Below are 21,782 nucleotides of genomic sequence, written 5' to 3' on the forward strand. Positions count from 1 at the left end.
CGAATGGGGCTGGCGGATTTGACGTAGGCGCGGCGGCCTGGGATGTTGCTGAGCGGGACGTGCATGGGATGGCTCCTTGGTCAGGCACTGCTTGCGCTATCGCAAGCTGTGTGCCATCCCATAAACCTCCTAGGATCAATAACTTGCGAAAATCACGAGTCGAAATGACCGCACCCGGAACGGGTTCAAATGACCTCGCAAAGGTAAAAAATACCTCATTGTTGGATAGGCTCCTGGCGGACCTGGCCGACGACCTGCCCACCGCCGAGCGCCTGCAGCGGCTGGTGGTGGCTTTGCGCGACGAGTTCGCCTGCAGCGCCGTGGTGCTGCTGCAGCTCGATGGCGACAGCCTCCAGCCCCAGGCCGCCGTGGGCCTGGACCGCGAAGTGCTCGGCCGGCGTTTCGCCGTGGCCAGCCACCCGCGCCTGGCGCACATCCTCGCGCAGCGCGAGCCGCTGCAGTTCAGCGCCGACAGCGAGCTGCCCGATCCCTACGACGGCCTGCTCCAGGACAGCCCCGACAAGCCCCTGCCGGTACACGACTGCATGGGCATGAGCCTCTACCTGGAAGGCCGCGCCTGGGGCGCGCTGACCCTGGACGCCCTGCGCCCGGGCAGCTTCTCGCCGGCGCTGGTCCGGCGCCTGGAGCACTACGCGCCGCTGATCGAGGCCGCCGTGCGCGTCGGCCGCCTGGAAAGCGAGGTGCGCCGCCTGCGCCTGACCCGCAGCGTTCTGGCCGAGCCGGCCCTGGAACCCGGCGCCGGCATCCTCGGCGAGAGCCCGGTGCTGCACCAGTTGCTGGACGAACTGAAGATAGTCGCCGACTCCGAGTTGCCGGTGCTGCTGCAGGGCGAGACCGGCGTCGGCAAGGAGCTGTTCGCCCGCGCCCTGCACGCCAGCTCGCCGCGTTCGCGCAAGCCGCTGGTCTACGTGAACTGCGCGGCGCTGCCGGAAACCCTCGCCGAAAGCGAGCTGTTCGGCCACGTGCGCGGCGCCTTCTCCGGCGCCGCCCAGGACCGCCAGGGGCGCTTCGAGGCGGCCAACGGCGGCACCCTGTTCCTCGACGAGATCGGCGAGCTGCCGCTGTCGATCCAGGCCAAGCTGCTGCGCGCCCTGCAGGGCGGCGAGATCCAGCGCCTGGGGGCCGACCGGCCCAAGCACGTCGACGTGCGCATCATCGCCGCCACCAACCGCCACCTGGCCGACGAGGTGCGCGGCGGACGCTTCCGCGCCGACCTCTACCACCGGCTGTCGGTGTACCCGGTGCACATCCCGCCGCTGCGCGAACGCGGCCAGGACGTGCTGGTGCTGGCCGGGCACTTCCTCGAACTCAACCGCACCCGCCTGGGCCTGCGCTGCCTGCGCCTGACGCCGGATGCCGAGCAGGCCCTGCTGGACTACGCCTGGCCGGGGAACGTGCGCGAGCTGGAACACCTCATCAGCCGCGCGGCGCTCAAGACCCTGAGCCAGACGGCCTCGCGGCGCGAACTGCTGAGCATCGACGCGGCAGGGCTCGGCCTGGAGCTGCCGGCGGCCGAGGATGCCGTCGAAATACCCGCCCCCTCGACCGAGGACGCCCGTTCCCTGCAGGAGGTGGTCGACGACTACCAGCGCCGCCTGCTGCAACGCGCGCTGCAGCGCCACGGCGGCAAGTGGGCGGCGGCGGCCCGTGCGCTGAAGATGGACCCGAGCAACCTGCGCAAGCTGGCGCGCCGCCTGGACCTGCGCTGAGCGCTGGGCCTGCCCTGCTCTTCGGAGCGGACCTTGTCCGCGATAGCCAGCCATCCCGGCGCGATTCGCGGATGAGATCCGCCACCGCCCCGCCTGCACCATTCCAATGTGGGAGATTCTGTCCGCGATGCGCGCGCCAGGCGCCTGGCTGCCGGCAGCGATGACGAACAGATCACCGCGCCTCAGCGCCACAGGCCCCCGGCGCCGGCACCAGGCGCACGTCCACCCGCCGGTTGGCCGAGCGCCCCTGCTCCGAGTCGTTGCTGGCGATCGGCTGGCTCGAACCGAGCCCCTGGACAACGAAGCACCGCCCTGGAATCTCGCCCATGCGCTGCATCCAATCGCGCACGGCGGCCGCCCTGGCTTGCGACAGCGCCAGGTTCTGCCGTTCGGTTCCCGAGTTGTCGGAGTGGCCGGTCACGACGATCAGCCAGTCAGGCTGAGCCTTGATGTGCATCAGGCCATCGATCAGGACCTTGGTCGACTCGGGCTTCAGCTCTGCGCTGCCCGGCGCGAAGAGCAGCAGGCTGTCCAGGTACACAGGCTCGGGCAGCTTGGCTTGCTCGTCTCTATCCCGCTTGGCTGCGTACCCCCCCCAGAAGGCGCCCAGCGAAAGACCTGCCAGCATGATGAGAAGCAGCACCAGCCATACCAGCCGAGGGCCAAGGCGGCGCGTCTCCTCCGCTGGCGCTACCGGCGGATTGTCGAGCCTTACCAGCAGAACACTGGGCGATGCCTCTTGAGTGACGCTCACCCCCGGCCGCGGCTGCGCAGTAGGAAGGCTGGCTCCTGCTGGCGTACTGGAGGGCACGGCTTCCGGGGGTGCCGCCTCGCGCTCCAGGCGTTTGACCAGGCTGGCCAGTTGTGCCCGCAGGGCCTCCAACGATGGCGAGGGAACCTGCACGTGCCGGGAGAGCAGTTCGGCCAACCCCATCAGGCCGGCATCGATCCGCTTCAGCAGCGCCAGGTCGGTGCCCAGCAGTTCCATCCGCCGCACGAGTGGCTGCAGCTCGGCGAACAGCCAGCTCACTATCTGCACCCGGGCCGTCAAGGCGGCAGGCCACAGCTGCGGCCAATTCTGCGACAGCAACGCGCTGACCAGCAGCAGCCCCTCCGCCATACCCGGCAACCCGTGGATATGGCTGCGCGCCAGCGTCAAGGCTGCGGCCGATTGCAGGTCCGCGCCGTTTTCCTGGAAGAGCTCCAGGCATTGGTACTCGACCCACGCCCAATTCACGTCCGGGCAAGCCGGGTGGCCCAGCTTGCCCAACTCCTCGCCCAGGGCGATATACGGGGCCAGCTTGCTCGGGTCTGCGCCCGGACGCAGTTTCATTTCAGACAGTACCGACATTCGGCATCCCTTCAGCCCTTGGCCAATCAGTCCGTGATCATGGGTACGCGCGGCAGGTGCTGCGCCTGCTTCAGGTGCCGTATCAGTACCTTGCCCTCGGGCGCCAGGGTGGTAGCGAAGGTTGCATGGGTGCCGCTCCTGAGCGTCACCTGCAGCGCGTATTCGAGGTACCCTGGCCGGGTCTGCGGCAACAGCTCGACCTGCACCGCCGCCAGGCGTGGCTCGTACTTGAGCAGCAGGCGCGTCATGCTGCTCATCAGGCCGTGGGCGCTGCCCGGCATACCGTGCAGGATCTGGCTCATGTCCGGCAGCCCGTAGTCGGGCAGGTGGCTGAGAGTGCCGGCCCGGCAGTTGAGGATGCGCTGCAGATTGTCCAGCACCGAGAGCAGCGGCTGATCTTCCTCGCGCACCTGATACAGGTCGAGCTCACCGGTGAAGTTCTGCAATAGCAGCTCATAAAGCGAGGGATTCTGTTCGCTCACCACCAGGAATCCTTCTTCGGCAGCGGCATCAGATTCAACATGTTGTCACCCAGCTCGATCACCCGGGGCGCGTCCGGGTCCAGTTCATCGCGCGCCAGCACCAGGCGCCAGTTACCCTTCTGCATATCCGGCGAGCGAAACAGCGCGACCACCGCGACGAACTGTGCCTCAGGCAGCATCGGGACATTCAGCTGCGCACCCTCGTCCGGCTTCACCACTACCCGGCTTTCGTCGAGCAGGTCCGCGGCCAACAGGTTGCTGCCGTCGCTCAATAGGCTGTGGTAGTCCGCCTGGTCCAGTGCCTTGCGGTCCTTCAGTTGGTAGACACGCACCAGTGTCGAGACCGACATCGCGGACATGTCGCCGGTAGCGGTGTTCAGCGCCGCCCGGGCGTTGAAGTCCAGATGCAGGACCTTGACCTGCTTGTAGAAAATGCCCTGCGCGATGGAGCTGCCCCCATCCATCGCGCGCTGGGTCAGCCCACACCCGCCAAGGACGAGGCCAAGCGCTGCCATCGCCAGCAGCGTCCTAAAAACGGTAAGCGACATGCTGTGCCTCCCTGATGTTCATGTTCTCGATCAATCCCTGATAGCGGCCAAGATTGACGGTTATGCACGGCTGGTCTGCGTCGGGGTCGAGCCCCAATACGCCGGTCAGCCCCAGTAACACCGGAGCGCCCAGCACCGGCTTCGGCAGACACTTCACCGGCAAGGTGAGCTGCATCTTCGCGGTGCAGCGCCACCCCAGGTACACCCGCAACAGCACCAGCAGATCCGTGTGCAACTGCCCTCCCGGCAACCAGCCCTGCGCCTCGGCGAGGTCCTCGGTGACCAGCTCCAGGCGTACCTGGCTATTGGCATCCGCGCCCACGGCCCCCAGGGGAGTGCCTTGCGAGAGGCTGACAGGCCGCTCTTTCGACAGGCTGGCGGGCTGCGCCAGAGGCACCTTGCGCGGCCAGTGCGGCGTCACCCGCGCCTGTGTGTTCGGGGCCAGCAGCTTCACCAGGGCGCTGATGCCCTCGGCGTTGCGGGTGGGCAGGCGCATCACACTGAGCAACGCCAGGAAACGCGACACCGGCGTGGCGATGTGGTTGGCCGTCCCCGGAATGCCCAGCCCGATCAGGCCCAGCAGGCATTGCGAGGTGCCGTCCGTGCCGCCGGCCTCGAAGGTGGCTGGATAGGAGTACTTGCGCCAGATGCGATAGAACTGGGTGAAGATCCGGTGGTTGAAGATGTCGAGGAAGGCCTCCAGCGCTTCGTGCCCCTCCCGGCGCTGGGCGATGTCGTCCAGGTAGGTGGTGGGCAGCGGCGAATCGACGCCGTACAGGCCCAGCAACCGGGTACGCACCGTAGCCGGGCGCTGCGGATGCTCCTCGTCGAACTCGATGGCCTTGAGTTCACTGGCGGGAAACCCCATGCCGGGGTGGGGACGAAAGCGCACGGCGTCGTCACAGGGCCGCGCCGTGCTCCCCAAGGGCGGGTTGTCCGGGGCAGCGGCTTCGACCAGTTGGCAAAAACGGTACAGGTTCGCCTCGGACACCCGCTCCGCCAGCATCTCCAGCAGGCCGCTGGCCTTCAGCCGGGAATACGCTGACTGTGGTTCTCGTTCCATCGCAGGCTCTTACCAGTGGGTTGCAGGACCAGCGTCAGCTGGTTGAACAGGTGGATGTCGGCGTACAGGGCAAAGAAGCGATTGAGCATCTCGCCGAACAGGCTGATGTCGCCCTCGCCGCAGAAACCGTTGGCGTCCAGCGTCACCTCGATGTCCACGCCGCGCAGCAGGAAGCCTTTTTCGAAGCGCTGGACCAGGTGATGGCGTACTTCGACGATGGCCGCTAGCCGGCGCCGGTTCAGCTCGCTGTGGGTCCAGTCGTACAGCGCCAGGGTGCCGCGCAGCACCTCGGCGTTGTCCAGCATGGGCAGGAAGTTGGAGCCCAGGTGGCTGAGCACCCGCCAGTGGAAACGGTCCTGGTTGGGCGGGTAGCACGGCAGGGTCGGCGCGCACAGGTTGCGTACCTGCAGGCCGCTCAGCGGGGACTTCACCAGCACGTTCAGCAGGGTGCTCTGCAGCGCCTTGCGCGGCAGCTGGCCGTTGGTGCCGGTGAGGCGCAGGGACAGGCTTTCGCTCTGGCGCAGGCGGTCGGCATCGAAGCCTTCACCGCCCAATATCAGCCAGGTATCGTGCATGCCATTGGCGCCGCGCTTCATCCGCGTGTGGAAATAGCGCTCCGGGGCCTCGTCGCGCAGCATGCCGCCCTTGTGGCGGAAGCTGGTGAACGGCACGTAGTCGCGATTCGACGAGTGTTTGGACGAGGTCACGCTGTCCACCGAGTAGATCTCGGTGTGGCCATCCTGCAGGCGCATCGGCCGCAAAAGGTAGTCGGTCTGCAGCGGCGACAGCGTCAGCGGGTCGGCCTCCAGCGCGAACAGGTTGATCACCGGCACCGCATGCAGGCGCACATGCTCGGCGCTCACCGCGAACTCATGCGGCCATTGCTCGCTCAGCACCACGTCCAGTTCGAAGCCCGAAAAACCTGGCTGAACCGGCATCTGTTCCAGGCCGCAGAGCGTGACGAACATGAACTTCTCGCGGAAGGTGAAATACTCCAGCAGCAACTGATAGCCACTGAAAGCGCCGTCGCCCTTGGGCCAGAGCCGGTCGTCGTCACCGAACCCCTTCGGCGAGAAATAACCGTCCAGCTTGATCCGGTCGGGCTGGCCCGGCAGCCGGACATAAAGCGCCTGCGCGTTCAGTGTCAGCGCATGATGCAGCGCGCTGGCCAGAGGCCCATCGGCATTGAGGTACAGCGGCAGGCGGCTCAGGTCGATCTGCGACCAGTCCGCCAACGGGCTGCAGGCGAAGCGCAGGTGCAGGACCGAGCGCCCGTCCGGCTCGCTGCTCACCCGCACCGAATCGATGGCCATCGGGTACAGTGTGAGGTCTTGGGTGGTGGTATAGCGGCAGCGCGTAAGCCGTGGCCCCACCGGCTGCGACATGACCTCGAAGCCGGCCGGCAGCGCTTCGCAGTTCTTCATCTGCCGGTGGTCCGGCGTCAACTCGACCACGGACAGCGACGGAATGGTGCGCAGGTAGTGCGGCCATAGCAGGCTCACCAGCCCCTCGGTCAGTTCCGGCAGGTCGTCATCGAGTTTCTCGCGCAGGCGCCCCATGAGGAACGCGAAGCCCTCGAACAGCCGCTCCACGTAGGGGTCGCGGGCTCCGGCCTTGTCCAGGTTGAGCTGCGCCGCCCGGTCCGGAAACGCCTCGGCGAACTCCTTTCCCGCCTCGCGCAGGTAGCGCATTTCGGCATCGAAATAACGCAGCGTCAGATTTTCCATGCTCACGAAAAAGTCCTGAAAGTAGTAAGGGGGCTCAACCGCACAGCACCGCGGCGCGCACGGGGTCGAGCGCCACCAGGGCCGCCAGCAGCCCTTCCATGCGACGGCCCAGCGCGGCCTTGTCCACGTCATTGCGCTGGACCTTCTGGCGCAGCAGCTTGAGCAGGCGCGCCTTGACCTCGAAGCCCAGTTCCGGCTCCCAGGCACTCAGGCCCTGCTGCTGCGCAACGCTGTCGAGTTCACCGAGCAGATGGATGGCCAGGTCGCTCTTGCCGTACTGCTCCGCCACCCGCGCCATCAACAACCTCAGCAGCCAGCGCTGCCGCCCGTTGCTGGCATCCGGGCGCGCAGCCAGCCAAGCCAGCGCCGCCTCGACGCCATCGCTGTCCGCCTGGGCCAGTGCCTCGCCTTCCAGGGCCAGGATGTCGTCCGCCACCGCGGGCGCCGCGACGGCCGTGGACGGCCACTGCATGGGCCGATTGCCGCTCACGTGCTGGATGATCCATTCACGCGTGGATTCATCGGCGAACGGCGTGCCGTCGTTCCAGCGCAACTGCTCGATGCCCGGCAGGCGTTCGAGGAACATGCCCAGGTCGCGTTTGATGATGTCCGCCCAGCCCTCGTAGGGAACACCCAGCTTGCCCAGGCTCTGGCAGAGGAACCATTGCAGGTCCAGCCAGAAGTGGTTCACCCCCTCGGCGTACATGCGCTCCGCCTGGTCCAGCAGTTCGCTCCAGCTCTGCTGCAGGTACAGGCGCTTGAGCTGGGCGCGGTACTCCGTGCGCGGAGGGGCCAGGCGGGTGTTGCCATTGGCCTCTTGCGGCGGCGACTGGTGCACGGTGTCCCAGCGCAGGCTGGTCAGCAGGCGATGGGCCGCCAGCCAGCCCTGGGGCTGGTCGCGCAGGTAGCCGGCCAGGGCCTTGCCGGTGTCCAGCAGGTCGCGCCCGGACTTGATGGCCGACAGTCCCGGCACGGCCGTGTGCGGCGTGGGCTCGGTGTGCGCGGCGCTGTTCTGCGGCACCAGCGCATTCACACCGCCGGATTGCGTCAGGCGGGCGGCCAGGGCCCCATAGAGCGCGCCCAGGCCCGGCCGCTCGGCCTCCGGCCAGGCGGCGACGCTATGCTCCAGCCAGGCCAGCGCCGCGACCGTGCGCTGCGCCTCGGCCTTGACCACCTCGGGGAACAGCGACAGGCCGTCCAGCACCTTGCCGCTGGCCAGCCATTCCAGCGCCATACGCCGGCTCTTCGGGCGGCTCGGCAGCACCTGCCCGGCGAAGCGTTCGAGCAGCGCCGCCAGCAACTCCAGGCCATCGGCAAGGCCCGCCTCACCGTCGCGCTGGGTCCGCGCCCAGAGGTAATAGGTCGCGACCCGCAGATCCTTGCAGCGCTGCTTGAGCAGTTGCTCCGCCAGTTGCGCCACCCGCTCCACGTCCGCCCCGGACAGCTTGTCGATCTCCTCGCGCAGGCATTGGAAGTCATCGTCGTAGCCGGGGTCCTCCCCTGCGGGCGCCGCCTGGCCGATAGGCGCCAGCCAGGGCTCCCAGCGGGCCGTCTGGGCCTTCGCCAGGGCCACGGCGTCCTGCCCTTCCAGGCAGGTTGAAATCAGTCCTTGCAAACTCATCGGTGCGTCCTACATCCCTTCACGTGCATTCAAACCGGCCGGCTCGAACGGGTCGGCGGCCACGGCATAGGGATCGACCTCCCCCGCCCCCACGTCGAAAATATTCTCCGGCAGCGTGAAGCCACGCAGTTGCAACAACGCCAGCGGGCCACGCCCCAGTTCCGTCTGCAGGTGCCAGGTCAGCGGCAGCTTGTCCGGGGCGCCGAGCACCAGCTCGAAACGGGTGCCGCGGTCGTCCAGGGCGGTCACCTGCGCCTGTTCCAGCAGGCGGATCAGCCCCCAGGTGCCGGAGTAGTCCCCGAACAGCCGCGCCCCGCCCTTGATGCTGGTCCAGCTCAACGAGGCACCCGGATGGTCGCTGCCACCCGGCCAGGTGAACTGCTGCCAGCTTTCCACCTGGTTGAAATACTCCAGCGTCACGCCATCAAGGATCAGGGTGGTCTCCACCACGTTGCGCACCGGTTTGGCCTGGAGCTGGAAGGTCATCCCCATGCCGCCATCGGTGTAGAGGATGTCCGCCAGCTCGCTGAGCTGATTGACCGCCTCGAGGAACCGCGGGTTGAAGTGCAGCCCCTGGCTGTGGGCGCTGTCCGGCACCCAGCGGTTGCCCTCCTTGTGCAGCACACCGCCCAGTTGGCTCTTGATGAACTGGTCGATCCGCCCGCTGTCGGCGCGGATCATCTGCCCCAGCATCGGCAGCGAGGCATCGCTGCCGGTGGCGGCGAACGGATAGCGGCCATCGAAGGCGCGGCTCCAGTTGGCCACGATCGCCCGCTGCCACTGGCGGTTCAGGCTCTGCGCCGAAGGCTGCAGTACGCCCTCCCAGGCCTGGCTGAGCGGTTGCACGAAGAGGTTCCGGCCAAAGCCGCTCCATTCCGCGCCCAGGCTGGCGGCGATCAGGCCGCCGTAGTCGAGGGTGTCGGTGAGGTCCACGCTCTTGCCCTGGAACACCGTCTGCGCCAGGACCTGGGTCATCGCCTGCGGGTCGCTGGCATTGGTGACCTGCTGCAACTTCAGGCGTACACGGGTGACGCGCGTCAGGAAGGCCTGCAGGCTCAGGCTGCCATCGCCGCCCGCCGCGCTGGACTTGTCCTTGCCCAGCAGCGCCAGCAGCGGCCCGAAGGTGTCGTCCAGCGGGCCACGCGGCCCGGTGTTCTTCTGGTCGATCACCGGCTGCCTGTCCTTGTCCAGCAGGTGTTGCGCCGACTTCATCAGCGAGTCGGCCAGCGCCTCGCCCCTGACCTCGGTCCTGCCCTGGTAGGCCAGGGTGTTCATCAGCGCGATCAGCGGCGACTGGCGCACGTCGCTGAGCAGGGTGAGCTGGCTGATCGCATCGGACAGGCTGTCCGCCTTGCGCCAGCGGATGCTGTTGAGGAAGGCCAGCCAGGCGTCGCTGAAGTCCTGGAAGTAACGTTCGGTCAACCGGGCCTTGAGCACCTCGGGTTTCAGTTCGCTGTCGATACTGCTCTGCTGATCGCTCAGGACCCAGTCGATTTCCTCCCGGCGGGCCTCGGCGATTTCGTCGATAGCCTCACGAACCTGCCCTTCCCAGGCCTGTCGGGTGAAGACACCCGGCACGCTGTTGGGGGTATCGAACAAGGACGAGGCATCGGTTTCGCCGACCATGTCGAGCAAGGTCATGCCGGCGTAGTTGTTGCTCGCCCGCTCCAGCACCTGCTGGTACAGGTTGGCCACGCCATTGCGTTGGCCCAGTTGCCCCAGCAGCACCTGCCGGGCCTGGGCCACCAGGGCGGGCCTGGCCTCGATGCGCCAGTCGGGGTGCGCCGCCAGATGCTGTGCGTAGAACGCCCACAGGCTGGGCGACAGCCCTTGCCACAGGCCGGGTGCCACGCCAGGGCGGTCGGCTTCCTCGCGGCTCAGCACCTGGGCCAGGAAGGCGGCGTCGACCCGCTCCGGCCGCGCCATCATCAGGTAGGCCTTGAGCTGCGCGTGGGCACCCTCGGCACGCTCAGCCCGCTCGGGGCTGCCCGCCGGCAACGCAGCCAGCTCGGCCAGTTGCCGCTCCAGATGCCGCGCCGCCCCGTCGCGCATCAGCCGATTATTGGCCTGGGCGTAGCGCGGCCACAGCGATGCCAGCAAGGCATCGTTCTGGCTCAGGCCAAAGCGCTGGTACCAGGGCACGCCATGCTCGCGGCGGTAATCCAGCCGCGCCAACTCGCGGGTCAGCTCACCGAGGGCGGTCAGCTGCGCGTCCGCGTCGCCAGACTGGCCGATGGTCGCCAGCGCCGCTTCCAGCGTGGCGATCTGGCTGCGGTTGCTGGTGAAGGACAGCAGCAGTGCCAGGACGCAGAAACCGCCCAGCACCAGCGCGCAACCGTAGGCAATGCGGCCCCAGCTCCAGCCCAAGCGCCGGCCCCGGATTTGTTTTTCATCCAGTACTGGCTTCCAACTGGTCTGCGGCCACCAGGTGTTCGGTGTTCCTGCGGAACCATCAGCCAGTTTGGGGCTGAAAAGCACCCCGCGCAGAGGCAAGGTACGGCTGAGCTGAACCAGGAAGGGCGCGAGGCCTTCACGCCACTGACGGATACCCTGACGATCAAGGTCACGGGACAGACGCAGCAGGAAGTCGTGTTTCGCATCAGATTCCAGCTGCCCCATGCCCTGCTCGCGCAATGGCACCACCAATTGGCGCAGGGAGGCTTCAAGCTGTTCGCCGGTAACCTTGGCCGGCAGCAGGCAACCCACCGGCTGCACGTCGCGCCCGGCCTGTTCCCAGACGCTGCCGCGCACTTGCCATAGGTACAGCGGGGCCTGTCGACGTAACGTCTGGCACAGATCGCGCAATTGCCGCACCCCGGTGCTCAGCGTGGTGACGTCATTGCCCTGAGCCTCGCTCAGTGCCCAGACGATGCCATCCAGCGGCTGCGAGCGGCGCAGCGATTTCGCCAGCCCCGCCACATCGGTCTGCCATTGGCCTTTCAGCGAATCGCCGCAGAGTAGTACGCAGCCCTGACCTTCGAGCCAGCGTTGTTTGCTCAATCCAGGGGCCACGGCTTCGATCTGATCGTGCTCACCGACCACCAGAAGCAGGCGTACCTTGCGCTTCCAGAAGTAACCGTACTGGGCTTTCAGGTACCCAGGTATTTCCACTATAGGGGAGCGCCGCTGGCCCGACGGAGGCAACTTTCCATCAGCCGACGGCCGCACGCCCGTGGCCTGTCCCTGCTCACGATGCTGCTGACGCGTGATGTAGGCCAGGATCTTGGGCAGACCCCGGCCAATGGCAGCAATGACAACGAGCAGCAGGAAAGCGAATAGCTTGTGGTGTGTTTCCACCAGACCAATCCGATCGCCGTAGTGCCATATCAGCGCCCCAACGGCCGCCAGCGCCACGCTGATCAACATCCCACCGCCAAGACGGCGCCAGGGGTTGTTATAGGTCCTCATGCACTCTCCCCTGTGGCGATGGTGCTAATCCAGCGTTGCGATCTTTCCTGGCTAAGCAGCAACAGCGGCTGTTTCCGGAGCCGAACCAGATCGAGCCCAAGGGCTGCGACCAACCAATGGCTGAAAGGCCCTGGCAAACCACTGAGTGACTCTTGAATCCATTGGCTGCCGGCCTGCAGCTTGGCGCCCTGCGCACTACCCATGGAGAGGATGGTTCCGAGCGAGTCCTTCCATTGCACGCTGTCGGCCAATATTCCCGTGGCACTACGCGCCTCCACCTGGGTTTGCAGGAACAGAGGCAGCTCCGTTTCGAGCTGGCCTGTCTCCAGTGGCATGGGGCGCAGCAATCGGCCCTGCACTGTCAGCTCCTGCGCGATAGCCAACGCATCCGGGCAAACCAGCAACGCTGCCAGGCCATCGGAGTAGCCGGATTGACCATTGATCTGCAGAACCAGGATGAGATCGATGTCCGCCCCCGGTGATTGGAGCGAGCGCTCAAGCCAGTCAAAGGACAGCTCATTCACCAAGATGGGCGAAATGGAAATGTGGCTCGGCGCTGCCATCGGCCAGCGCTTGCGCCAAGCGCTAAGCAACAGGTCGAAATTGTCTGGGGCGACGTCGCTCAGCAGCGTCACCCGAAGTGTCTGCTCGACAGGGATTGCCGCCACGGCAGGGCCAACCCCCACCAGCAACTGGTCCAAGCCGGCCTGTATCCGGTCGCTGCTTTTAGCGGGTAGTGACGTGATCCGCTTTGCCACGCCGGAGCACGGCGAAACGCCAGGTGCGCCCTGAGCAATCACAGGAGCGGAAATCAGCTCAGGCAGCACTAAGCAACTGGCTTGCACAGCAATGTTGCGGCGCGCCCACTCGTTCCAGGCACTCTCTGCCTCGATTGCCTCGTCTTCGAGGAACAGGAAATGGCTGACAGCCCCACCAAAGCTATAGGCTCGCACGCCGAACGCCAGTACCCACAGGAGAATCGGCGTAGCCGCCAGCATCCAGATATTGAGACCGCTAAGCTCCGGCACGCGCCCAGAAGCCGCCAGCACGAAAGCCCCAATACCCACGATCACAGCCAGCAACCCCGCACCGAGCCAGCGGATCATTGATACTGGCTCAGGCGCCATGACCACATCAGGCGCGCGCCGATTCCAAGCCATGGTCAACTCACCGCACAATCAGGAGCGCTGGAGATCACCTGGCAACCACAGGCACTACGGCAACCATCGACCACCAGCGCGCGACCATTCTCGGACCAGTCCGCACAGCCTTCGACGATAGCGTTCACGCCGTGCCCTGGAATTGGGCAGCTCACCAGATCTCCTACCAGCGCTGTTAGCTTACCGTGCACTTCATGGGTGGAAGATGCAGTTATGACTTGGCCACCATGTGTGGTCTTGTCTCCTAGTAAGACGAATCCTCGAGGCATATGCATAGTATCCCTAGTCTATAAAATTCCAATAACTCTTAAAGCAAAGACATTTACTTTGTCAGACTTACTTAACTGAATTAAGGTCTTTGATGCAGAGAAATGCAGCTTCACTTCTGGCTCTCCGCCGCCTTACGAATGGTCTCTAACTTGCTAAAGCTCGGCCCTGAGCGTCCATCAGACTGCACACTCCCATCTGGATAGATAATTACCCTGTAATTTCCCTCCTTTTTTACCTTGGGCCCCACAGAGCGAACTACATAGTTGGAATACAGCATCGGCTCGAAGTAAACCTCCCGAGCATTCAACGCTTGGTACTTCCTATACCCTCCTGTAGCTCGCCATAAAACCAACTGCACCCTATGGCCACCCAGAAAGCTTTCTTGAAGCAATGGGTAATATCCGCCCTGGACTGTTAAATCTCCATCAACCTTTATGTCAGCTCCTCCCATAGGAGAGTCATTGTGATCAAAGATCACTACTACCCCACCCCCACCGCCAAATGTCACCCCGCTACCAAATTGTTCTGTGTTTCGTGGGGCGACTCCAAAGGTGACGTTCGCAAGATGCCACCGACAGGCACCACCACCATCCCTGGCTAACCTCGCCTCATAAATGTCACTCAGCCCCTGCTGTTGCGGTTGCACATCGATGCCATGAAAGCCATCGACCTTGTAGGGTTTGCCATAGGCGTCGTAGCGGGTGCGTTGGCAGATCGTTGAGCGATACATCACCTCCATTTTTTCCGCTTCCAGTTCCGGCGGCACCTTGATCCGTACGGTCACTTGTTCGCTATTGGCGGGCGGAGCGAGGCTGTAGTCCTGTGCGCAGCCATTGAGGCCGACGGATAAAATCAGCAACGATGCAGAGAAATACAATTTCACTTATTGTTCTCTATCGCTTTTCGAATAGCCTCGAGACGCCTAAAATCCGGATATGCGCCCCCGTCAGAAACGACACTCCCATCGGGATATGAAAATTTTGTAAAAACCCCGACTCTGTGCACTTTCGGCTCCGTTGAGTAAACAATCAACCTTGGATTAAAGCGCGGCTCAAAGTACAGAGACCTTGCGTTCAGAGCTTGATACTTCAAGAAGGTTTGAGATTGACCCGAAAGATATACCTGTCTTTTATATCCCCCGAGGAAGCTCTCACTGACCCATGGATAAAGCTCTTCCTTTACAACCACATCACCATCAATTCTTATATCTGCCCCTCCCATAGAAGAGTCATTGTGATCAAGAATCACCACTACCCCTCCCCCGCCTCCAAATGTCACCCCGTTACCAAATTGCTCTGGGTTCCGGAGGGCAACCCCAAATGTGATGTTCGACAGATGCCATCGACAGGCACCACCACCATCCCTGGCTAACCTGGCCTCATAAATGTCACTCTGCCCCTGCTGTTGCAGTTGCACATCGATGCCATGAAAGCCATCCACCTTGTAAGGCTTGCCATAGGCGTCGTAGCGGGTGCGTTGGCAGCTGGTAGAGCGGTACATCGCCTGCATGGTTCTCGCTTTCAAATCACTGGGTACTTTCACCCTTATCGTTACCTGCTCGCTATTGTCCGGCGCTGCCAAGCTGTAGTCCTGCACGCAGCCATTAAGACAGGCTAACAAGAGAAGGAGCACCGAAAAGTAGCGGCTCATTACTTCTGCGCCTCAGTCTTTTTTCTGATACTTTCCAGCCTTTGAAAGCTAGGATCCAAAAAAGTAGCTACTCTTTCGTCCTCACCGGGATAAGTTACGACTCCAGGATTGCCATCCTTCTTTATTTTTGGACCCACCGAACGAACAACGTAATCTCCATGTAAAATCGGTTCAAAAAATACATTACGAGCTCGCTCGGCCTTGTACTTCAAATAAATTCCACCACTCCCCAACAGGTTTACCGAAACACTGTGCCCTCCTAAAAACCTCTCACTAACCCAGGGGTAATAGTCTTCCCTTACTACTAGATCGCCATCGACTGTTACATTGGCACCACCACGCGGTGAGTCATTGTTGTCAAAAATTACTATTACTCCCCCCCCTGCTCCATAAGCAGCCCCTCCTCCAAACCGTGTCAGCTCTCGATAAGCAACGCCAAATGTCACATTAGCCAAATGCCACCTACAGGCACCGCCACCGTCCCTAGCCAGCTTGGCTTCATAGATATCACTCTGGCCCTGTTGCTGAGGCTGTACGTCGATACCGTGAAAGCCATCGACCTTGTAGGGTTTGCCATAGGCGTCGTAGCGGGTACGTTGGCAGGTGGTCGAGCGGTACATCACCTCCATCTTTTCTGCTTCCAGTTCCGGCGGCACCTTGATCCGTACCGTCACTTGTTCGCTATTGGCGGGCGGGGCGAGGCTGTAGTCTTGCGCGCATCCACTCAGGCTGCTAAGCAGACCCAGCTGCACCAGGACGAGTTGCCGCGCCAGTCGGAATGTCTGGTGCTTAGCCATAGACTTTCTCCACATAGGCCTTTTCCTCGGCGATACCATCCAACCGTTGCAGCGCGTCTGCACCGCCCTCGCATTGCCGAGCGGTATTAAGGCTGTGGCCGACCAGGTTTTGCAGATCGAGGAAGGTGCGGTTGCGTGTCAGTTCGTCTTCGGGGATCAACTCCGCATTGGCATCCATCTGTGCCTTGAACTGACGACGATTGTCCTGGCGCTCCTGCATGCGCTCAGGATTGATGCATTCGATCAACTGGTTGTAGAGGAACGGCTGGTATTCACCCATGAAGTGGTTGACCAACCCCACTACGCGCCCAGGCTTGGCATTGCGGCCCTGGGGGAAGTAGCGCTGCAGGCTCTGGGCATCCAGGCAAGCCTTGAAGTCCTGCTGCGCTTTGCAAGCCCGCTCGCTATCCGCCTGACTCAAGCTGGGCACGAGGAAGAGCTTGGTCTTGATCGGCAACAGTCGCGTCAGAGTGGTGTGGTAAGGCGCGCCCTGTCCGTCGCGCATCTTGTGGAAGGGGTTATCCGAGGCACGGATTCGGATATGCTGCTCGGCGCGGAAAAAGGCGACGATCTCGCCATGGTGACAGAAGGGGTCCTGCCCCCTGATCAGTGGGTCGGCCAACAGCTGCCCCACTGACCAGACGGTGCCCAGCGTGGTGCCCAGCGGACCGTAGAGCCGGTACAGCTTGTTCTCCAGGTCAGCCTCGGGCGGCACATCGGGGATCAGGTCGGTGTCATTGACATGGCGGAAATGTTTCACGCCCTCTAGGCAGGCTACAGCCTGAAGGGTGAAGGTACGTGGCATGCCGTAGGTATAGAGCAGTGGGTCTTGATCTTTGAAAGCTGATGCATGGATCAAACCCAAGGCGCCACCCAGGCTATGGCCGCAGATGAAAAGACGCCTAGTTTGCGCATTTTCGAGAATCACCTCCTTAAAATCTTTGGCAAACACGCGCCTAGCCACTTCGAAAGCATCCAGGAATCCCAGATGCACGCTGCCCTTTGCTGTCAGATCTTCACAGGGCACCTTGGGCTGGCAGTTGGCGGCTACCTCCGGCTTTACCGGGCGGAAGGTGACGTCCGAGAGCAAGTCAGCCAAGCCGGGCTCGGTGCCGCGCCAGCCCACCAGTACCTGGGTACCGCTGATGGCGTAGAACAACTGAGTGTCGCCCTCTGGAGGCTCGGCCTTGGCCGTATCCAGGGCTTCGGCGAGGGTGTAGCGCTCGCTAAACGGCACGTCGGCAACCACGCAGGGCGGGTTCGTCTGGTCGTCACGCACTCGAGGTGTTCGCGAAAGATCGAGGCATTGCCTTTCAAAGAATTCTTTGACTGAGCCGTACTGCAAATCAGTAAATTTGCTGTACGAAAGTATGCTCATCAGCCCCAGGTTGTAGGCGGTGACAAGGCAGTACTCTTGCTGATGATTCAGGACCAGTGACCAGGCTCGAAACGGGCAGACCTCCAGCACATGACGACGGTTGAGCAAGGGCGTTGCAATGCCGTTGGGTGCATCAGCGCCCAGCGTGAAGCCTTTGAAATCCTTGTCCGGGAAGTGATAGGGCGGCAATGCCTCATCTTTTCTGAGCGGCGGCTCGAAGGTGGGCTGCTTGTCGCATAGTTGCCCGATCCGCAGGTAGTGGTAGCCATGTCCCTCCCCCAGTGCTTGCGCCTCGACCGGTGAATGTCCCGTGCAAGGCGGGCAGTACAGTGGGCTCCTATCGCCCACTCCGGGACGCAACGGCTCGGGGCGCAGTGCACGAAGCCTGCGGGTCTGCAGCACTTCAGCGAGCTGGTCTGCGTCGATCAACAGTGTCAGGGGAATTGGGTGCAGCCCCTCAATCCGAATCACTCCCTGAGCATCGGCCTGGCCACGGTACTCTGGCACAACACCTTCCCGCGTTGCTTTGTTCTGCGCACGATAAGGCAGATGAGGTAGTGGCTCGTTTTGCTCATCTACCAGTTGAAACTCGACCCAGTGCTGATTCTGCTTTTTGCCCTGTAAGGCCATACCTGGATTGAGTGTATCTGTACGGTGATTTTTATCAGTCATCTTAGTTCGTCCCTGGGTGAAAATCAGACAATTAAAATCCCAGCGTAGAAATTTTAAAAATCAATCACCATCGCATGGTGGCTTAACAACCCTGCCGCTTTCCTCAACTACATACGCGAGGTACCTAACATCACCATTACTAGCAACAGGACAGAACACAACCGTATAGAAAAGAACATCTGTTCTTCTCGCGCCCGCCAGAAGCCTATTAAGGCGAAAATTGTACACAACTCCTGCCACAAGTTTTTTTGCAGGTATATTTTCCTTATACCCGGGCAGGATAGCCCCATACTTCAAGCACTCGTTAGGATTCAAGATAACAGGAGTGGCTCCGGGCAGGATCTCAACATCCCAAACGGTTTGCTCCCCTCCATTGTTTATCTTATTCTCGGTCACCCAAACAGAATCAATGGCAACACCTTTCGAGTCTGGAGTTGGCAGACAAAAAGACAGTTGCCCATCATCAATATCGATTGTTGCATTTTTTGCCATCCCCCAAGGGGTCGCATTGGTGATTCCCACGCCAAGAAACAAAAAAGCAATAACGAAACTGAACATTCTCATGACAAGCTAATCCGGAAGATTACTTTTATCGGAGGGTGTTGCGATAAATCCAGACAGAGTAGCAGCAAGGAGATCTCGATCTTTATTTCTATTATTTTTATTCCAAACAGATCTCGGGGCATTCTCTACGCAAATCATGTAATAGTCGGAAATTATTTCACCTTGCTGCTCCATGTTATACTCCGAGAGTTTTCCACCCGCCCTTAAAGTATATTCATATGCCGCCGCTCCGCGACTCGTCACCCAGAGAGCGTGCCACTTTACCCAGTAACCCATTTGATACTGCCAAACATGGGTCATTTCATGAATAAATAACGCCTTATCCGTACCTATTCCAGTAGATGAGAAATCATCACGATAATACCCAGTGCTTTTCGGGAAATACATTTCGCCATTAGGCGTAACAGCAGTATTCTGGAAACCTAAGAACAACCACCAGCCTCCGTGGTGCACTTTCACCTTGCTGTAATCGATGGCGTCCTTAAAGACAACCTGAGCCATTGCAATCTCGCCAGCGGTTAGAGGGCGTGAATCACCTTCCGGCAAGGGAAGGACTTGCGTTGAAGTGCCGACATTTGAACTGTTGGTGAATACCTTGACGGGCTCAAGGTCGACGATCAGCGGCTCGCCGGAAACCTTTGCGGAACAACAATTATCGGCCACCTCGTCAGGTGGAGTGAGTTCCAAGCGGGTTATTTGCACTGACTTTTCCGTGACAATCCGGGCGGTGCGCCCTTTCTTGTCGGTTTGGCCTTCCTGGGTGGTGCCGTCAGCCAGGTATGCCACGTACTTAAGGCCTGCAGGTACGTTGCCATTGGAGCAGGTCAGGCAAAGCTGCTCATCAAAGGGGCCTTCGCTCTCGGGCAAGTTGAACATCAAGTCCCCCGGTACCAAGGTATGGACAGTCATGGTTCGCCCTTCCTTGTCGGTGATCCCTTCGAAGACCTCTCCTTGTGGAGCGACGACTTGGTAATGCGCATATGACATCGGAGCCTGGCTTGGATCGCTCAGGATGTAGTGGGCGCTGTAGCCTGCTGGCAAAGGCGTGGGTGGAATGTCGTGGCTTGTGCTGCCCTGTTTCACCACATTGGCAGCTTTGAGGAAGATATTTCCCGGTGCACCAAGCTCGATGTCGCCGTTCTTGATCCGGATATAGGCTCCTCCACAGTGGAGGAGCAGCTCTTGGGGTGCGGTTATCTCTACACGACTGTCCGTACTTTCGACCTTGAGGTCTGCCTTTGCCAAGACATGCAAAGCGTCACTCTGCGCGTGAAGCTCGACCTTGCCGGCTGCCGCCTTGAGTTGCATGCCGGCGCTTTGAGCAAACAGGCTGACGGCTTGCTGTGCACTGGCGGTGATGTCACGACCAGCACTGATATCGGCGTTGTGACCGGCCATGATGCCAATACTTTCCGTGCTGGAAGCCAGCTGCAACGCCTCCGGAGTCAACACACCGATTCCTGCCGGAGCGTGCAGCAGGATGCCGGGCTTGGCCAGGTCCGTCAGTGCTTTACTCAGCCGGGCCTGACTATCGCTGTCGTTGGGTTTGGCTTGACCGCTACGTGCCGCGTTGGCCATCGAACGCGCCAACGACAATGCGTTTTCCAGCTGGATGATGGCGTCACTCATCTCAAGCGTGTCGCCGCTGGCTTGCGGCTGTACATCGGCGCTGATGAACACGCCTTTGCCCGCGCGGATGGCTCCCCAATCGTCCGTCCTCAGCTCGAAGCCTTCGCCCCGCTGCTGCCGTTGCGCATCCACCAGGTGGCCGAGGTTGAGTTGGCTCTTGCCGCCGTATTCGGTGCTGACCTTGATGTGTTCCTGGCCACGCGTATCGTCCAGGCGAATCTTGTTGTTGCTGGGCGTGCGAATGACGTTGCGCTTGTAGTTCTGGATGGTGACGTGGTCGGGATGCAGCGAGTCGTGGATGGCGTGGGCGATGAAGGGACGATCCGGGTCGCCCTGCTCGAAGGCCACGCCCACTTCGGTGCCAGCCAGCAACGGCATGTGGAAGCCATAGGTGTCGCCCGCATAGGGGCGCGCCAGGCGTAGCCACATGCTCTCTCGTCCCGCCGGCCAGCCGTCGCGGTCGAAGAGGAAGTTGACGCGGTAGCGCCCTTCGCTATCGATGTGGCCGTAGGGGTCGTTCTGCTGCGGGCTGGTGACGCGCGCAGGAACGGTGCCGGCAATGCGCGGCTTGGGGGGAACCGGCGGGCGGAAGCCGACGGTGTCGGTGTCCGGGATGGCCTCGAAGCGGATTTCGTAGCTGCGGTCGCGGGCGGCTTTGCCGTGCAGGCTGACGATCAGGACGCCTTCGGCAAAAACGGCGGGTACGCCGCCTTCGACCTTGAGCACCTGGCCGGGGGCCAACGCCGGGCTGGTGCTGGCACCGGACAGCCGGGTGTGGTCGTTCAGGTAGCGCTCGTGGGCCAGTTGCGCGTAGAACACGCCGCTTTCGGCGTGCCCGTCCTCGAAGCCCCTGGCCTGGGGGTCGCCGAGGGCCTGGTAGGGCTCGTCGGCATAGTGGTAGGCCTCGCCGTAGGTGGTCGTGGCGCCACGGGTGAGATCAGCCTGGGCGTCGAGGTTGGCACCGGCATCGCGCGAGTAGTAGGCGCGCGTGCTGACCCGTTGCTGCACGACCCGGTGACAGGCCTGCAGGTCCCACACGGCATCCTGCCCGGTGCTCTGCAAACCACTGAGCGGGCGCAGCGGCAGGGAAACATCGCGCTGGTAGTGCATGGGCGAGTCATGGAACTCGACCACGTCGATCTTCAGGCGCTCGTCCATGCTGAAGCTGAACCAGATGCCTCGTTCGGCGCAGAGGCGCTTGATGTAGGCGAGGTCGCTTTCGCCGTACTGGAGCAACTGCTCGTGTTGCGCGTAGGTGCGGCCGAGGTCGATCAGGTAGTCCTGCCCTCGGAGGCCATGCCGGCAGAGAATGACTTCGATGATTTCGGGCACGCTCTGGTTCTGGTAGATACGGTACTGGCAGCCGTTGTCGAGCAGGGCCAGGCGCGGCTCGAGGGTCAGCTCGTAACGCCCTTCGTCCCGCGAGGCCGGCAATCGTTTGAACGCCGTGACCACGCCATGCAGGGTACGCAGCGGTAGCGCCACCGGCGGCGTGTAGCCGCGGAGGGCCACCGAGTCGGCTGCCCCATGCAGGCTGAAGGTGGCGTCTTTGCCGAGCACGCTGTCGGCGGGGATGTCCAGCGCGGGGCTGGTGAATTCGATGCTGTAGTGGAAGGTCTGGCTGAGGCCCTCCCTTCCCTCGAAGGCCAGGACGTCCTGCGGTACAGCGAGGCCGTCGACACTGAGGGTGTGCCGGCTATGGTCGAAAAAAGTACGCAGCGTATCGAGCATC

At 62.4% G+C, this 21,782-nt stretch carries 16 protein-coding genes; 1 reads left to right on the plus strand and 15 read right to left on the minus strand.

The window, feature by feature from the left end:
* The first annotated feature begins 164 nt into the window (after window positions 1-164).
* Entirely contained in the window at window positions 165-1,730 is a 1,566-nt protein-coding gene (gene norR / locus QSJ95_RS26205; RefSeq protein WP_285646412.1) for a nitric oxide reductase transcriptional regulator NorR, read from the plus strand.
* Window positions 1,731-1,902: 172 nt separating this feature from the next.
* Here norR and QSJ95_RS26210 read toward each other — a convergent pair whose 3' ends face one another.
* From QSJ95_RS26210 to QSJ95_RS26280, 15 genes are all read right to left on the minus strand, one after another.
* Window positions 1,903-3,081, minus strand: coding sequence for an OmpA family protein (locus tag QSJ95_RS26210; protein ID WP_285646413.1), 1,179 nt, complete (start codon window positions 3,079-3,081; stop codon window positions 1,903-1,905).
* Between the two features lie 26 nt (window positions 3,082-3,107).
* Window positions 3,108-3,563, minus strand: a complete 456-nt coding sequence (gene tssE, locus QSJ95_RS26215) for a type VI secretion system baseplate subunit TssE (RefSeq protein ID WP_285646414.1) — start codon at window positions 3,561-3,563, stop codon at window positions 3,108-3,110.
* Window positions 3,560-4,111 carry a type VI secretion system lipoprotein TssJ gene (gene tssJ / locus QSJ95_RS26220; protein ID WP_285646415.1) on the minus strand — a complete coding sequence of 184 codons (552 nt, stop codon included), beginning with the start codon at window positions 4,109-4,111 and terminating at the stop codon, window positions 3,560-3,562. The genes tssE and tssJ overlap by 4 nt, the downstream gene beginning before the upstream one ends.
* Window positions 4,092-5,174, minus strand: a complete 1,083-nt coding sequence (tssG, locus tag QSJ95_RS26225) for a type VI secretion system baseplate subunit TssG (protein WP_285646417.1) — start codon at window positions 5,172-5,174, stop codon at window positions 4,092-4,094. The genes tssJ and tssG overlap by 20 nt, the downstream gene beginning before the upstream one ends.
* The gene (tssF, locus tag QSJ95_RS26230; protein ID WP_285646419.1) at window positions 5,138-6,907 is read right to left on the minus strand and encodes a type VI secretion system baseplate subunit TssF; all 1,770 of its coding nucleotides are present in this window, start codon (window positions 6,905-6,907) and stop codon (window positions 5,138-5,140) included. Before tssF ends, tssG begins: the two co-directional genes overlap by 37 nt.
* Window positions 6,908-6,935: 28 nt before the next feature.
* Window positions 6,936-8,522 carry a type VI secretion system protein TssA gene (gene tssA, locus QSJ95_RS26235; RefSeq protein ID WP_285646421.1) on the minus strand — a complete coding sequence of 529 codons (1,587 nt, stop codon included), beginning with the start codon at window positions 8,520-8,522 and terminating at the stop codon, window positions 6,936-6,938.
* 9 nt (window positions 8,523-8,531) lie between these two features.
* Complete coding sequence (locus QSJ95_RS26240; protein WP_502945321.1) at window positions 8,532-11,930, minus strand: ImcF-related family protein; 3,399 nt, start codon at window positions 11,928-11,930, stop codon at window positions 8,532-8,534.
* Window positions 11,927-13,090, minus strand: a complete 1,164-nt coding sequence (locus tag QSJ95_RS26245; protein WP_502945322.1) for a KPHS_23130 family T6SS system protein — start codon at window positions 13,088-13,090, stop codon at window positions 11,927-11,929. Before QSJ95_RS26245 ends, QSJ95_RS26240 begins: the two co-directional genes overlap by 4 nt.
* 2 nt (window positions 13,091-13,092) lie before the next feature.
* Window positions 13,093-13,365: a PAAR domain-containing protein gene (locus QSJ95_RS26250; protein WP_352230825.1), complete on the minus strand. Its 273-nt coding sequence runs from the start codon at window positions 13,363-13,365 to the stop codon at window positions 13,093-13,095.
* A gap of 104 nt (window positions 13,366-13,469) precedes the next feature.
* The gene (locus QSJ95_RS26255; RefSeq protein WP_285646427.1) at window positions 13,470-14,243 is read right to left on the minus strand and encodes a hypothetical protein; all 774 of its coding nucleotides are present in this window, start codon (window positions 14,241-14,243) and stop codon (window positions 13,470-13,472) included.
* Window positions 14,240-15,010, minus strand: a complete 771-nt coding sequence (locus tag QSJ95_RS26260; RefSeq protein ID WP_285646429.1) for a hypothetical protein — start codon at window positions 15,008-15,010, stop codon at window positions 14,240-14,242. Before QSJ95_RS26260 ends, QSJ95_RS26255 begins: the two co-directional genes overlap by 4 nt.
* Window positions 15,010-15,807 (minus strand): hypothetical protein, encoded by a 798-nt coding sequence (locus QSJ95_RS26265; RefSeq protein ID WP_285646431.1) that lies wholly within the window; start codon window positions 15,805-15,807, stop codon window positions 15,010-15,012. The genes QSJ95_RS26260 and QSJ95_RS26265 overlap by 1 nt, the downstream gene beginning before the upstream one ends.
* The gene (locus tag QSJ95_RS26270; RefSeq protein WP_285646433.1) at window positions 15,800-17,857 is read right to left on the minus strand and encodes a lipase family protein; all 2,058 of its coding nucleotides are present in this window, start codon (window positions 17,855-17,857) and stop codon (window positions 15,800-15,802) included. Before QSJ95_RS26270 ends, QSJ95_RS26265 begins: the two co-directional genes overlap by 8 nt.
* A 60-nt stretch (window positions 17,858-17,917) precedes the next feature.
* Window positions 17,918-18,421 carry a hypothetical protein gene (locus QSJ95_RS26275; protein WP_285646435.1) on the minus strand — a complete coding sequence of 168 codons (504 nt, stop codon included), beginning with the start codon at window positions 18,419-18,421 and terminating at the stop codon, window positions 17,918-17,920.
* A 6-nt stretch (window positions 18,422-18,427) separates the two neighbouring features.
* Window positions 18,428-21,781 (minus strand): type VI secretion system Vgr family protein, encoded by a 3,354-nt coding sequence (locus QSJ95_RS26280; protein WP_285646437.1) that lies wholly within the window; start codon window positions 21,779-21,781, stop codon window positions 18,428-18,430.
* Window position 21,782 lies beyond the last annotated feature (1 nt).

This window comes from Pseudomonas sp. NBRC 100443 (assembly GCF_030268185.1).
In the GTDB taxonomy this organism is placed as follows: Bacteria; Pseudomonadota; Gammaproteobacteria; order Pseudomonadales; family Pseudomonadaceae; genus Pseudomonas; species Pseudomonas citronellolis.

What these genes read in the sequence shown, in the direction of transcription:
- norR (WP_285646412.1), top strand. Translation starts at nt 165, where the DNA reads ATGACCGCACCCGGAACGGGTTCAAATGACCTCGCAAAGGTAAAAAAT.
- QSJ95_RS26210 (WP_285646413.1), bottom strand. Translation starts at nt 3,081, where the DNA reads ATGTCGGTACTGTCTGAAATGAAACTGCGTCCGGGCGCAGACCCGAGC.
- tssJ (WP_285646415.1), bottom strand. Translation starts at nt 4,111, where the DNA reads ATGTCGCTTACCGTTTTTAGGACGCTGCTGGCGATGGCAGCGCTTGGC.
- tssG (WP_285646417.1), bottom strand. Translation starts at nt 5,174, where the DNA reads ATGGAACGAGAACCACAGTCAGCGTATTCCCGGCTGAAGGCCAGCGGC.
- tssA (WP_285646421.1), bottom strand. Translation starts at nt 8,522, where the DNA reads ATGAGTTTGCAAGGACTGATTTCAACCTGCCTGGAAGGGCAGGACGCC.
- QSJ95_RS26240 (WP_502945321.1), bottom strand. Translation starts at nt 11,930, where the DNA reads ATGAGGACCTATAACAACCCCTGGCGCCGTCTTGGCGGTGGGATGTTG.
- QSJ95_RS26245 (WP_502945322.1), bottom strand. Translation starts at nt 13,090, where the DNA reads ATGGCTTGGAATCGGCGCGCGCCTGATGTGGTCATGGCGCCTGAGCCA.
- QSJ95_RS26250 (WP_352230825.1), bottom strand. Translation starts at nt 13,365, where the DNA reads ATGCATATGCCTCGAGGATTCGTCTTACTAGGAGACAAGACCACACAT.
- QSJ95_RS26260 (WP_285646429.1), bottom strand. Translation starts at nt 15,010, where the DNA reads ATGAGCCGCTACTTTTCGGTGCTCCTTCTCTTGTTAGCCTGTCTTAAT.
- QSJ95_RS26265 (WP_285646431.1), bottom strand. Translation starts at nt 15,807, where the DNA reads ATGGCTAAGCACCAGACATTCCGACTGGCGCGGCAACTCGTCCTGGTG.
- QSJ95_RS26270 (WP_285646433.1), bottom strand. Translation starts at nt 17,857, where the DNA reads ATGACTGATAAAAATCACCGTACAGATACACTCAATCCAGGTATGGCC.
- QSJ95_RS26275 (WP_285646435.1), bottom strand. Translation starts at nt 18,421, where the DNA reads ATGAGAATGTTCAGTTTCGTTATTGCTTTTTTGTTTCTTGGCGTGGGA.
- QSJ95_RS26280 (WP_285646437.1), bottom strand. Translation starts at nt 21,781, where the DNA reads ATGCTCGATACGCTGCGTACTTTTTTCGACCATAGCCGGCACACCCTC.